This window comes from Ruegeria sp. CG4 (assembly GCF_056537185.1).
On the sequence record NZ_JBQFRB010000001.1, the window covers coordinates 395,939 to 407,510 of the forward strand.

General features: G+C 57.5%; 14 protein-coding genes. 12 read left to right on the plus strand and 2 right to left on the minus strand.

Annotation, left to right across the window (positions count from 1 at the left end; translation table 11 throughout):
* The first annotated feature begins 14 nt into the window (after positions 1-14).
* The 9 genes from ACR0J2_RS01920 to ACR0J2_RS01960 all read left to right on the plus strand — a co-directional run bounded on the left by ACR0J2_RS01920 (position 15) and on the right by ACR0J2_RS01960 (position 7,962).
* On the plus strand, positions 15-893 hold the full coding sequence (locus ACR0J2_RS01920) for a lysophospholipid acyltransferase family protein (protein ID WP_480811513.1): 879 nt from the start codon (positions 15-17) through the stop codon (positions 891-893).
* An 8-nt stretch (positions 894-901) separates the two neighbouring features.
* Positions 902-1,711 (plus strand): aspartate/glutamate racemase family protein, encoded by an 810-nt coding sequence (locus ACR0J2_RS01925; RefSeq protein ID WP_170676964.1) that lies wholly within the window; start codon positions 902-904, stop codon positions 1,709-1,711.
* 94 nt (positions 1,712-1,805) lie between these two features.
* Positions 1,806-2,834, plus strand: a complete 1,029-nt coding sequence (gene argC / locus ACR0J2_RS01930) for an N-acetyl-gamma-glutamyl-phosphate reductase (RefSeq protein WP_480811514.1) — start codon at positions 1,806-1,808, stop codon at positions 2,832-2,834.
* 7 nt (positions 2,835-2,841) lie between these two features.
* On the plus strand, positions 2,842-3,288 hold the full coding sequence (gene ccmE, locus ACR0J2_RS01935) for a cytochrome c maturation protein CcmE (RefSeq protein WP_170619004.1): 447 nt from the start codon (positions 2,842-2,844) through the stop codon (positions 3,286-3,288).
* A gap of 152 nt (positions 3,289-3,440) precedes the next feature.
* Complete coding sequence (locus ACR0J2_RS01940) at positions 3,441-4,052, plus strand: holin-associated N-acetylmuramidase (protein ID WP_480811515.1); 612 nt, start codon at positions 3,441-3,443, stop codon at positions 4,050-4,052.
* Positions 4,043-4,621 (plus strand): holin family protein, encoded by a 579-nt coding sequence (locus ACR0J2_RS01945; RefSeq protein ID WP_170619003.1) that lies wholly within the window; start codon positions 4,043-4,045, stop codon positions 4,619-4,621. The genes ACR0J2_RS01940 and ACR0J2_RS01945 overlap by 10 nt, the downstream gene beginning before the upstream one ends.
* Before the next feature lie 75 nt (positions 4,622-4,696).
* Complete coding sequence (locus ACR0J2_RS01950) at positions 4,697-6,661, plus strand: heme lyase CcmF/NrfE family subunit (RefSeq protein ID WP_480811516.1); 1,965 nt, start codon at positions 4,697-4,699, stop codon at positions 6,659-6,661.
* The gene (locus ACR0J2_RS01955) at positions 6,658-7,113 is read left to right on the plus strand and encodes a cytochrome c-type biogenesis protein (protein WP_170619002.1); all 456 of its coding nucleotides are present in this window, start codon (positions 6,658-6,660) and stop codon (positions 7,111-7,113) included. The genes ACR0J2_RS01950 and ACR0J2_RS01955 overlap by 4 nt, the downstream gene beginning before the upstream one ends.
* A gap of 72 nt (positions 7,114-7,185) precedes the next feature.
* Positions 7,186-7,962, plus strand: coding sequence for an enoyl-CoA hydratase-related protein (locus tag ACR0J2_RS01960; RefSeq protein WP_480811517.1), 777 nt, complete (start codon positions 7,186-7,188; stop codon positions 7,960-7,962).
* Between the two features lie 3 nt (positions 7,963-7,965).
* Here the strand turns inward: ACR0J2_RS01960 and bmt are convergent, their stop codons facing one another.
* Both bmt and ACR0J2_RS01970 read right to left on the minus strand, forming a co-directional pair.
* Complete coding sequence (gene bmt / locus ACR0J2_RS01965; protein ID WP_480811518.1) at positions 7,966-8,982, minus strand: betaine--homocysteine S-methyltransferase; 1,017 nt, start codon at positions 8,980-8,982, stop codon at positions 7,966-7,968.
* Positions 8,983-9,104: 122 nt separating this feature from the next.
* Positions 9,105-9,425: a DUF1476 domain-containing protein gene (locus tag ACR0J2_RS01970; RefSeq protein ID WP_170616899.1), complete on the minus strand. Its 321-nt coding sequence runs from the start codon at positions 9,423-9,425 to the stop codon at positions 9,105-9,107.
* A gap of 187 nt (positions 9,426-9,612) precedes the next feature.
* Between ACR0J2_RS01970 and purC the strand changes: the two genes are divergently transcribed.
* The 3 genes from purC to purQ all read left to right on the plus strand — a co-directional run bounded on the left by purC (position 9,613) and on the right by purQ (position 11,553).
* Positions 9,613-10,368: a phosphoribosylaminoimidazolesuccinocarboxamide synthase gene (gene purC / locus ACR0J2_RS01975; protein ID WP_170616901.1), complete on the plus strand. Its 756-nt coding sequence runs from the start codon at positions 9,613-9,615 to the stop codon at positions 10,366-10,368.
* Positions 10,369-10,621: 253 nt separating this feature from the next.
* Entirely contained in the window at positions 10,622-10,852 is a 231-nt protein-coding gene (gene purS / locus ACR0J2_RS01980; RefSeq protein WP_170616903.1) for a phosphoribosylformylglycinamidine synthase subunit PurS, read from the plus strand.
* Between the two features lie 32 nt (positions 10,853-10,884).
* The gene (purQ, locus tag ACR0J2_RS01985; RefSeq protein ID WP_170616905.1) at positions 10,885-11,553 is read left to right on the plus strand and encodes a phosphoribosylformylglycinamidine synthase subunit PurQ; all 669 of its coding nucleotides are present in this window, start codon (positions 10,885-10,887) and stop codon (positions 11,551-11,553) included.
* The last annotated feature ends 19 nt before the right edge of the window (positions 11,554-11,572 follow it).

The following is an 11,572-nucleotide window of genomic DNA, read 5'->3' on the forward strand; positions in this document are numbered from 1 at the left end:
GACCGGAGTATCGCATGCCTTCGCGCCGTCATGTCGCCCGTGACATTTCCTATGCCTATTCCGCCGAGACCAGAGGCGGGAAGATGGTCATCAAGCTTATGGAGAATACGACCGGGCGTTTGCGTCTGATCAAACGGGCGGATGGGTACGAGCGCGAAGTCGCCAACGGCCGGGATTTCTGGGCGGTTATGGTCGAGCGGTACGGATTGTCACTGGATATCGTCGGCGGATCTTTGTCGAACATACCCGCTGACGGGCCGCTGATCCTGATTGCAAATCATCCGTACGGAATTCTGGATGGTCTGATGATGGGCCACATCCTGTCTCGGACGCGCGGAGATTTTCGGATATTGGCCAATCATGTATTCACAAAGGCCGAGGATCTGAATCGTATCATCCTGCCAATTTCGTTCGATAATACGAAGGAGGCGATGAGGCTAAACCTCGAAACGCGGAAGACGACCTTGGATTATTTGGGTAGTGACGGTGCCATCGGGATCTTCCCGGGCGGAACGGTCAGCACCGGGGCCAAACCGTTCTCGCACCCGATGGATCCGGGCTGGCGCGGTTTTACGGCCCGAATGGTCGCGAAATCGAATGCAACGGTTATACCGGTTTATTTTGACGGGCACACCTCACGCCTGTTTCAGATTGCCAGTCATTTGCACAATACGCTGCGCATGGGGTTGCTGATCAAAGAGTTCAAGAAGCGGGTCGACACGCCGGTCAAGGTGGTCATCGGTGAGCCCATTGGCCGGGATGTTCTGGACCCTTTGGGCAAGGACACGCGCAAGATGATGGATTTCTTGCGCAAAGCGACGTATGAGCTGTCTCCGAAACCGTTAAAGTCCTATGACTACGGATATGAATTCGAGGAACGGCATCGCGCCTGAAGGGGCAAATGGCAGTAGGTATATTTGATTCTGGTCTGGGCGGGTTGACTGTGCTGGACGCCGCGCGGAAACGTCTGCCGGACGTGGATTTCCTGTATTTCGCAGACAGTTCGCACGCACCGTACGGTGTGCGCGATGCCGAGGATATCTATCAACTGACCCGCAAGGCAGTGCATGGCCTGTGGGCAAAGGGCTGTGATCTGGTGATTCTCGCCTGCAACACCGCCAGCGCGGCTGCGTTGCGGCGGATGCAGGAAGAGGGCGTGCCCGACGGCAAGCGGGTTCTCGGCGTCTTTGTGCCGCTGATCGAGGCCCTGACGGAACGCCAATGGGGCGACAACTCGCCCCCGCGAGAGGTTGCCGTGAAGCATGTCGCGCTGTTTGCGACCCCGGCCACCGTTTCAAGTCGCGCGTTTCAGCGGGAACTGGCCTTTCGGGCCATCGGTGTAGATGTCGAGGCGCAGGCATGTGGCGGTGTTGTTGACGCGATCGAAGATGGCGACATGATTCTGGCCGAAGCGCTGGTGCGCAGCCACGTGGATGCCCTGAAGCGGAAGATGCCCGAACCACAGGCCGCCATTCTGGGGTGCACACATTACCCTTTGATGGCCGAAACGTTTCAGCAGGCGCTTGGTCCGGATGTTCAAGTGTTCAGTCAGGGAGATCTGGTGGCGGAAAGCCTTGCGGATTACCTGCAACGCCATCCGAACATGCTTGGCTCGGGCGGGGGCGGGTTTCTGACGACCGGCAAACCGGGCATTGTCAGCGATCGGGCCACTCAGTTTCTCCGACGACAAATCACATTTGAGGCGGCCTGACTTAGGTCAAGGACGCCCGGACCCCCATTCCTTAATCCGATGACCGTCACATCGGCGGTCGTGATATGTGACACACTCATGCAAGAGGTCTGACATGACCCACAAAATCGCAATTCTTGGCGCTTCCGGCTATACCGGTGCGGAACTGGTGCGGCTGATCGCCGAGCACCCGAATATGGAAATCACCGCTCTGGCCGCTGAACGGAAGGCCGGGCAGCCCATGGCGCAGGTTTTCCCACATCTGCGGCATATGAACCTGCCGGATCTGTGCAAGATTTCGGAAATTGATTTCTCGCAGATTGACCTGTGTTTCTGCGCATTGCCGCACAAAACCAGCCAGGAAATAATCCGTGATCTGCCGAAAAACCTGAAGATTATCGACCTGTCCGCCGATTTCCGCCTGCGCGACCCGGCGGAGTACGAGAAGTGGTACGGCAACCCGCACGCTGCATTGGAACAGCAGGAAGAGGCTGTTTATGGCTTGACCGAATTCTACCGCGATGAAATCCGGGCTGCGCGACTGGTTGCTGGCACTGGTTGCAACGCGGCGACCGGGCAATACGCATTGCGGCCGCTGATAACAGCGGGTGTGGTTGATCTCGATGACATCATTCTCGACCTGAAATGCGCCGTTTCAGGGGCGGGTCGGTCGTTGAAAGAAAACCTTTTGCACGCAGAGCTCAGTGAAGGGTACAACGCCTATGCCGTAGGCGGGACGCACCGTCACCTGGGGGAGTTCGATCAGGAGTTCTCGAAACTGGCGGGGCGGACCGTGCATGTGCAGTTCACACCGCATCTGATCCCCGCCAACCGGGGGATTTTGGCAACGACCTATGTGAAGGGCGACCCGCAAAGCACTTATGAAACACTGAGCAAGGCCTATGATGCAGAGCCGTTTCTGCAGGTGCTTCCCTTTGGTGAAACGCCTTCGACCCACCATGTCAGGGGGTCAAACTTCTGCCATATCGGCGTGGTTGCAGATCGAATTGAACGTCGCGCGATTGTGGTCGCGGCACTTGATAACCTGACAAAAGGTAGCAGTGGCCAAGCCTTGCAGAACGCCAACCTGATGTTAGGTGAAAAAGAAACCGCCGGGCTGATGATGGCCCCGTTGTTCCCGTGAGGAAAAGATGAAAACGCTCAAGAAACGCCGTCGTGTACAGATCATTTTGCTGGCAGCTGTTGCCCTGGCATTGTCGACGGCGTTGATTGGGTACGCCATGCGGGACGGCATCAACTTTTTCCGCTCGCCAAGTCAGGTCATCGCGGAACCTCCCAAACCGACCGAAGTATTCCGGATTGGCGGGCTGGTCGAAGAAGGGTCAATCATCCGCGGACAGGGCGAGACGGTCTATTTCAGCGTCACAGACGGCGGCGAAACCGTCAAAGTGGCATTCACGGGTGTACTGCCGGACCTGTTTTCGGAAAATCAGGGTATGGTGGGAACCGGAAGTTACGTGAACGGTGTCTTTGAAGCCACTGAAATACTGGCAAAACACGATGAGACCTATATGCCGAAAGAGGTCGTGGATGCCCTGAAAGAACAAGGGGTCTACAAAGAGGCTGATGAGAGCTGACCTCAGCTGATCCGCATGCCGCCGGCGGCAGCGTAACCTTGAACAAAAAGAAGTAGGGCGTTGCATGTGACGGACATGCAGCGCCCTTTCTTTTTGCGCGTTGTTAATGCCTTTGACTGACCGTCTGACCTGAAAGTTGGAATGAGGTCGGCATGCAGACGGTTCGGCAAATCGCCAGGGGTATAGTGGCACGGGAAGGCGGGTATGTGGATGATCCGGATGACCCCGGCGGACCCACGAAGTTCGGTGTTACAATCAGCACGCTGCGGCGGTTGGGATTGGATCTGACCGGAGACGGAAAGATTTCGCCCGCAGACGTGCGTGCACTGTCGCAAAGTCAGGCAGTTGAGATCTTTCTGCAATACTATTTCGAGGAACCCCGCCTTGGGCTGCTGCCAGAAATGCTGCACGCGACTGTTTTTGACATGTACGTAAATGCTGGTGCGAATGCCGTCCGAATCCTGCAACGGTTGTTGGTGCAAATGGGTTTCGGGGTCACGGTGGATGGCTTGGTTGGTCCACAGACGGCAGACGCCTGCCGGGAAGCGGCGATGCCTGATGCGGCGGCGCTGTGTGACGCGTACGGTGTCGCCCGACGAAACTACTACTTTCAACTGGCAGATCGGCGTCCTGAGTCCCGCAAATATGCGCGCACCCGGTCTGGGGGAAAAGGGGGCTGGATTCGACGGGCGGAAGAATTCCTTTCAACCGACTACCACCTAAGCGACGCGGAATTTCAAAGGAGAGTTGCACGATGGGACTGATTTCGGGCGTATTGGCATTTCTGTTCGGGGGCGGGCGAAATCTTGTGCGGGAAACAGTCGAAGTTTTCCACGAGAACGCCGATGCGGCAGCTGAGCGCTCCATAACAGTCCAGGGGCAGGCGATGTCTCAGTTCGGCGCTGAGTTTCACAAAGTGCAAAAAGGTGCATTCGATCGGTTTATGGATGGGTTGAACCGAGTTCCGCGACCGGCGCTGGCCTTGGGGACGTTGGGATTGTTTGTGGCGGCCATGGTCGACCCGATCTGGTTTGCGGCCCGCATGCAGGGGATTGCGCTTGTACCTGAACCTTTGTGGTGGCTGTTGGGGGTAATCGTTTCCTTTTATTTTGGCGCGCGTCACCACAGCAAAGTGCAGGATCTGCAACGGGAAATTGCCGCCGGTATGACACGGGTTCCTGTCGTCGTCGAGAATCTCAGAACCCTGCAAACGTTGGACAAGGATATGCCGACGCATGTAGACGCCGGAGCGGACCAACCCGAGGTCGAGGCGGCCGTCGACCTTGACGAAAACCGCGCGTTGGAGGACTGGAAGCGCCTGCGCGGTGACTGACCCGCGACACTATGTGCGCCAAACCCTGGCGATTGTTGTTGGTGCTTGCCGCGCGACAGGTTTATATCGTTGGCCATGACTACAGAACTTGGCCACTTTGCCCTGATCCTCGCTTTTTTTGTCGCCATCGTTCAAAGCGTGGTGCCCTTGATCGGCGCTGCAAAACGATGGACCGGCTGGATGGCATTTGCGGAACCGGCTGCGATCTCTCAGTTCTTGTTGACCGCGTTCTCATTTGGTGCGCTGACCTGGGCCTTCATCACGTCGGACTTTTCGCTGCGTATCGTGGTAGAGAACAGTCATTCCGCCAAGCCGATGCTGTACAAGATCAGCGGCACCTGGGGGAACCACGAAGGTTCGATGCTGTTGTGGGTGCTGATTGTTACCATTTTCGGTGCCATGGCCGCGTTCTTCGGGGGCGGTTTACCACCAACGCTCAAGGCGCGCGTGCTGGCGGTTCAATCGGCCATCGCTGTCGCGTTTTTCGCCTTTATTCTGTTCACTTCGAACCCGTTTGACAGGTTGGTCATCGCGCCGTTTGACGGCCGCGACCTGAACCCGCTGTTGCAGGATCCTGGCCTCGCGTTCCACCCGCCGTTCCTGTATCTGGGGTATGTCGGGCTGAGCATGGCGTTCAGCTTTGCCGTTGCAGCCCTCATCGAGGGCAGAATCGATGCGGCATGGGGGCGTTGGGTCCGGCCATGGACATTGGCGGCCTGGGTGTTTCTGACGATCGGCATCGCGCTGGGGTCATGGTGGGCCTACTATGAACTGGGCTGGGGCGGTTTCTGGTTTTGGGATCCGGTAGAAAATGCCTCGTTCATGCCGTGGCTGCTGGCTGCCGCATTGCTGCACTCGGCGATTGTTGTGGAAAAGCGCGAATCCCTTAAAAGCTGGACGATTCTGTTGGCCATTATAGCCTTCGGATTTTCGCTGATCGGAACCTTCATTGTACGGTCCGGCCTGCTGACCTCGGTTCACGCTTTTGCAAACGACCCGGAACGGGGCGTGTTCATCCTGCTTATTCTGATTTTCTTTATCGGCGGTTCGCTGACCCTGTTTGCCACCCGCGCACAGGCGATGGAGGCGAAGGGTGTGTTTGGAATGGTCAGCCGCGAAAGCGCGTTGATACTGAACAACATCCTTCTGGCTGTTAGCTGTTTTGTCGTCTTTGTGGGAACCATGTGGCCGATGGTGGCGGAAATGGCCTTTGATCGGAAGCTTTCTGTTGGGGCGCCTTTCTTCAATGCGGCCTTTACGCCCTTCATGGTCGCGTTGGGCATTGCGTTGCCCGTTGGTGCCATGCTGCCCTGGAAACGGGGCAAGCTTGGCAAAACGGCCTGGTCGCTGCGCTACGCGTTTCTGCTCGCGCTTGCGCTGGCGTTGCTGGTCTGGGCGATGCAGACAGGACGCAGCGCTTTGGGGCCGGTTGGTCTGTTCCTTGGCGCATGGATCACATTCGGTGCAATCGTGGATTTGTGGAGCCGGACGGGCCGCAAAAACAACCTGAATCGCCTGGTGCGTCTGCCCGGTGCGGATTGGGGCAAGGCGGTCGCTCATACAGGGTTGGGGGTGACGATATTTGCCATTGCGGGACTGACCGCGTGGGAGGTCGAAGACATACGTGTTGCGCAACCGGGCCAACCATTTGAGGTCGGGCAATTCACCCTGACCCTGAATGATGTGCGCCGGGTACAGGGGCCGAACTACTTCTCGACCATGGCAGATGTAATCGTTGAAAAGAACGGGCGCCCCATCGCCACGCTGCATCCGGAAAAACGCGACTATCCCGTGGCGCGGATGCCCACGACCGAAGCGGCGATCGACTATCGTTTCCTGCGGGATGTGTATGTCGTGATCGGCGACCAACAGGCCGATGGCGGTTGGGTCATGCGGACCTATATCAAACCACTGGCGAACTGGATCTGGGGCGGGTGTATTCTGATGTCGCTTGGCGGAGTTCTCAGCCTGTCTGATCGTCGTTTTCGTGTGGCTGCCGGTGCCCGCAAGTCCCCGGCTGGCGGAGTACCTGCGGAATGAGACGTCTGGCTCTGATCCTGATGCTTGTTGCCTCCCCGTTGATGGCTGTTCAACCGGATGAAGTGTTGGATGACCCGGCACTCGAAGCGCGGGCACGCGACATCAGCACCGGGTTGCGCTGCCTTGTCTGCCGAAATGAAAGCATTGATGAAAGCAATGCCGAACTGGCGCGCGATTTGCGCCTGTTGTTGCGTGAGCGGCTGGTGGCCGGGGACAGCGACGAAGAGGCTGTGGCCTATATCGTTGACCGTTACGGCGAATATGTTCTTTTGAAGCCGAAAGTGACCGGTTCAAACCTGATGCTTTGGCTGGCCGGTCCCATAATGCTGCTGATTGCCGCCGGAATGGGCTGGAACTTCTTGCGTAAGCGGTCACAAGGGCAGGGCGCGTCCGAAGCAGACGCCCTGAGCGAAGACGAGAAAGAGCGTCTGCGCCAAATTCTCGAAGACTGACGTTCGGTTTAGCTTTTCCTTCCCGCATTTATCCATCAGGTTCACCCAGGGTTCTGAGTTTGGGAGGAAACCATGGAATATGAAACGGTCCTTCTGGACATTGCGGACGATCTGGCGGTTCTTACGCTGAACCGGCCGGATAAGATGAACGCACTGACCACGCAAATGCGGGCCGAGATCATGCATGCGATGAAACATGCGGCCCGTCGCGCCAGGGCGATCGTGATAACCGGGGCTGGCAACGCGTTTTGCTCGGGGCAGGATCTTGGGGATGCTTCAAGCACTGGCAAGATCGACCTGGAAAGGTCTTTGCGCGACGAATACGAACCGATGCTGGAAACGATCCACGATTGCCCGGTTCCGACAATCGCCGCGGTAAATGGGGCAGCCGCCGGGGCTGGGGCCAATCTGGCTTTGTGCGCGGATGTCGTGATTGCGGCTGAAAGCGCTTATTTTTTACAGGCATTCGCGCGGATCGGGTTGTTGCCGGATGCCGGCGGTACATGGTTCATGCCGCGTCAGATGGGGATGGCCAAAGCGATGGGCGCGGCGCTGTTCGCGGACAAGATCACCGCGCGTCAAGCCGATGACTGGGGGCTGATCTGGGAATCCGTCGGTGATGCAGAGTTTGACGCGCACTGGCGCAAGCGGGCGTCTTATCTGGCCAATGGGCCAACCGCTGCATTTGCTGCGATGAAGAAGGCCATTCGCGGAACTTACGACAAATCCCTGACGCAGCAATTGACGACCGAGGCTCATTTGCAGGGAGATTGCAGTCGCACCCGCGATTTTGCCGAAGGCGTCGTTGCATTCATGGAAAAACGCCCCCCGAAATTCGAGGGGCGCTGAAGCTCAAGCCCGGCGACGACGGCGCGCGCGGCGGTCCGGGACTGCCGCATCCTCGTCAGTGCCGTCAGAGGCTGATGAGAATGGACCCAGTGCGCCCGTTATCTGATCCAGTGTCGGTCGATCACCCGGTGCGGTTGTGTCCAGCGCCTCGCGCATCTTACGAAGATGCTCAGGCATCGTGCCGCAACAGCCGCCAATAATAGTCGCCCCCGCGTCACGTGCCATGGCCGCGTACTGGCCCATCAACTCGGGCGTTCCGTCATAGTGGATGTGACCATTGACATATTTCGGTATGCCCGCATTCCCTTTCGAGATCACAGGCCGTTCTGTTCCCTGTGCCGCAAAACCCAGCACCGTGCGAAGGATATCCGACGCCCCGGTCCCGCAATTGGCGCCGAAAGCCACAGGCGGATTGGGCAACGTTTCAACCAGCGAGGCAAAATCGGCCGATGTCACGCCCATCATGGTGCGACCCGCGGTGTCAAAGCTCATGGTCCCGCACCAGGGCATGTCGGCCAGCGCGAAAGCTTCCGCAGCGGCGCGGAATTCCTCGGGCGCGCTGATGGTTTCCAGCCACAGAACGTCGACGCCGCCTGCTTTTAGCGCTTCGGCCTGTTCATGAAACATTTCGACGGCATCTGCGTGTGACAGGCTGCCGACCGGCTCCATGATTTCGCCGGTAGGACCGACCGACCCGGCCACGATCACCGTGCGACCTGCCTTGTCGGCGACTTCGCGACCCAGTTCGGCGCCGATTCGGTTCAGTTCTGCAACGCGATCCTGTGCATCGTGCAGTTTCAGACGCGAGGCCGTTCCGCCAAAAGTGTTGGTCAGAAACAGATCGCTGCCGGCATCGACGGATCCCTGGTAAAGCGCCCTGATCTTGTCCGGTGCGTCCACATTCCACAATTCCGGCGCGTCGCCCGATTGCAGTCCCATATTGAATAGATTGGTGCCGGTTGCCCCGTCCGCCAGAATGGCATCCTTGGTTTCCAAAAGTGTGCTAAGCGCGTTTGTCATGCGAGTCGTCCGAATAAAGGTGCATTCGACCGTTAAAAATTGAGACACCCCGTGTCTCACGACCGGGGCGTCAAATCAAATTCATAAAACTCATGAAGATCATGAGCTTTGTATCTTGGAGGTCAGATGTTTACTTCCGCCATGACCTGCTCTTTGGCTTCGACCAACAACTCAGCCATCTTTACGCGGATGGTCTTTTCGTCGGCAAGGTCGCCCAGATATCCTTTGACGGCGTCGACAACGTCGTCTTCGCTTACGTTCTGAAGATCTGTGTGCACCAGTTCCTGACCGTATTTGCGGGCTTGTTCTACCGTCTCACCCTTAAGCGTGGATGCCCAAACGGCCATAAAGCGGTTCCGGCGCATTCTGGCGATGAACTGCATTTTTTCATCATGCGCGAATTTGTTTTCAAACGCGGCTTCACGTTCGTCAAATGTGGTCATTTGTCGGGGACCCCTTGAGTTTCGAATTCTGTCTTCATGATATGACTATTGCACGTTGTGGACGCAAGGGATTTGCGCTGCGTCAAAGCCTCTCGGGTTGACGAACTTGCGAGAAAGGGGGGCTTGGACTATGAGAACGCCAACGTGAGGGGACTCATTCCCGCTCAGCAGACTGGAAAGGTCGCACATGGCGCGTCGCAAGAAAATCTATGAAGGCAAGGCCAAGATCCTGTATGAAGGCCCGGAACCGGGCACAATCGTTCAGTATTTCAAGGATGACGCCACGGCTTTCAACGCCGAAAAGAAAGACGTCATTGACGGAAAAGGCGTGTTGAACAACCGTCTGAGCGAGTTTTTCATGACCGGCCTGACCCAGATTGGCGTGCCGAACCATTTCATTCGCCGTCTGAACATGCGTGAGCAGCTGGTGCGCAGCTGCGAGATTGTGCCGTTGGAAGTGATCGTTCGCAACTATGCCGCAGGCTCGCTGTCCAAGCGTCTGGGCATCGCTGAAGGAACACAGTTGCCGCGTCCGATCATCGAGTACTGCTACAAGGATGACTCGCTCGGCGATCCGCTGGTTTCGGAAGAACACATTGCGGCCTTTGGCTGGGCCAGCCAGCAGGATATGGAAGATATCCTTAGCCTGGCGCTGCGCGTGAACGATTTCATGAGCGGTGTGATGCTGGCTGTGGGTATCCGCCTGATCGACTTCAAGATCGAGATAGGCCGCGTCTTCGAAGGTGATTTTCAGCGTTTGCTCGTGGCGGATGAAATCAGCCCGGATAGCTGCCGACTGTGGGACATCGAAACCGGACAAAAGCTCGACAAAGACGTGTTCCGGCGCGATCTGGGCAATTTGACCGACGCCTACTCCGAGGTCGCCCGGCGCTTGGGCGTTCTGCCCAAAAGTAACGTGACCAAGCCGACATTGATCAACTGACCTAACAGGTCTGTTCGATTTGGAACAAAGCGCTGCCTCGGTTGAGGGGGCGCTTTTTCTTTGTTCAGTTCTGCATTTGCCAATCCGGCGTGTTGGAGCATGTCTGTGGTTCTTTCAAAAGGCGACAGATGCCTCTGCGTCAAACTGCATACCCCGTAGCCGCCAAGAAGGGTTGTCCAGCGCCCACAACCGCGCTATCCCCCGCGCAACGAAATGGGGCCTGGACCTTCGCCCCACAGGTGGAGTTTCGAAAATGAAAGCACGGGTGCATGTCATGCTCAAGAACGGGGTTCTGGACCCTCAGGGCGAAGCGGTGCGTCATGCATTGGGTGCCATGGGCTTTGATCAGGTCCAGGGCGTGCGTCAGGGCAAGGTGATCGATCTGGAACTTGCAGACGGCGCGACCGAGGCGGACATCACCGAGATGTGCGAAAAGCTGTTGGCTAACACGGTCATCGAACGCTACGAAATCGAACTGGTCTGAGCTTTCTCGGATCTGATCAAGGAGGGTCGGCCATGCGCGCAGCCGTAATCGTATTCCCCGGATCCAATTGCGATCGGGACCTTGCAGTTGCTTTTGAACAGGCGGGTTTCCAGGTCGAGATGGTCTGGCATAAGGATGCCACATTGCCCGAGGGTGTCGACATTGTCGGTGTGCCCGGCGGATTTTCTTACGGCGACTACCTGCGTTGCGGCGCAATTGCTGCCCAGTCGCCGATCTGCAAGGCCGTTGTCAACCACACCAAGCGTGGTGGTTACGCCATTGGTGTGTGCAATGGATTCCAGATTCTGACCGAAACCGGCATTCTGCCCGGGGCGCTTCTGCGCAATGCCGGGTTGAAATATATCTGCCGCACAGTCGGCTTGAAGGTCGAAACCAGCGACAGCGCGTTTACGCAAGGCTACAATTCGGGGGATGTGATCGGAATTCCGATTGCTCATCACGATGGAAATTACTTCGCTGATGACGCAACATTGTCGGCGCTGCGAGAGCATGACCGCATTGCGTTCACCTATGCCGAGAACCCGAACGGGTCGGTCGGCGATATTGCGGGCATTCTTTCGGAAAACCGTCGCGTTCTCGGAATGATGCCCCATCCCGAGCGGGCAGCGGACGAAGGGCACGGCGGCACCGACGGAACGGCGTTGTTCCGCGCATTGTCCGGGGTTTTGGCACCAGCGTGACTTGAGGTCGCAACGCCGG

Excerpts from the sequence above, each read along its gene's own strand:
- ACR0J2_RS01960 (WP_480811517.1), top strand. The coding sequence starts at position 7,186 with ATGGAATATGAAACGGTCCTTCTGGACATTGCGGACGATCTGGCGGTT.
- bmt (WP_480811518.1), bottom strand. The coding sequence starts at position 8,982 with ATGACAAACGCGCTTAGCACACTTTTGGAAACCAAGGATGCCATTCTG.
- ACR0J2_RS01945 (WP_170619003.1), top strand. The coding sequence starts at position 4,043 with ATGGGACTGATTTCGGGCGTATTGGCATTTCTGTTCGGGGGCGGGCGA.
- purC (WP_170616901.1), top strand. The coding sequence starts at position 9,613 with ATGGCGCGTCGCAAGAAAATCTATGAAGGCAAGGCCAAGATCCTGTAT.
- ACR0J2_RS01920 (WP_480811513.1), top strand. The coding sequence starts at position 15 with ATGCCTTCGCGCCGTCATGTCGCCCGTGACATTTCCTATGCCTATTCC.
- ACR0J2_RS01970 (WP_170616899.1), bottom strand. The coding sequence starts at position 9,425 with ATGACCACATTTGACGAACGTGAAGCCGCGTTTGAAAACAAATTCGCG.
- purS (WP_170616903.1), top strand. The coding sequence starts at position 10,622 with ATGAAAGCACGGGTGCATGTCATGCTCAAGAACGGGGTTCTGGACCCT.
- argC (WP_480811514.1), top strand. The coding sequence starts at position 1,806 with ATGACCCACAAAATCGCAATTCTTGGCGCTTCCGGCTATACCGGTGCG.
- ccmE (WP_170619004.1), top strand. The coding sequence starts at position 2,842 with ATGAAAACGCTCAAGAAACGCCGTCGTGTACAGATCATTTTGCTGGCA.
- ACR0J2_RS01955 (WP_170619002.1), top strand. The coding sequence starts at position 6,658 with ATGAGACGTCTGGCTCTGATCCTGATGCTTGTTGCCTCCCCGTTGATG.
- ACR0J2_RS01925 (WP_170676964.1), top strand. The coding sequence starts at position 902 with ATGGCAGTAGGTATATTTGATTCTGGTCTGGGCGGGTTGACTGTGCTG.
- ACR0J2_RS01950 (WP_480811516.1), top strand. The coding sequence starts at position 4,697 with ATGACTACAGAACTTGGCCACTTTGCCCTGATCCTCGCTTTTTTTGTC.
- ACR0J2_RS01940 (WP_480811515.1), top strand. The coding sequence starts at position 3,441 with ATGCAGACGGTTCGGCAAATCGCCAGGGGTATAGTGGCACGGGAAGGC.
- purQ (WP_170616905.1), top strand. The coding sequence starts at position 10,885 with ATGCGCGCAGCCGTAATCGTATTCCCCGGATCCAATTGCGATCGGGAC.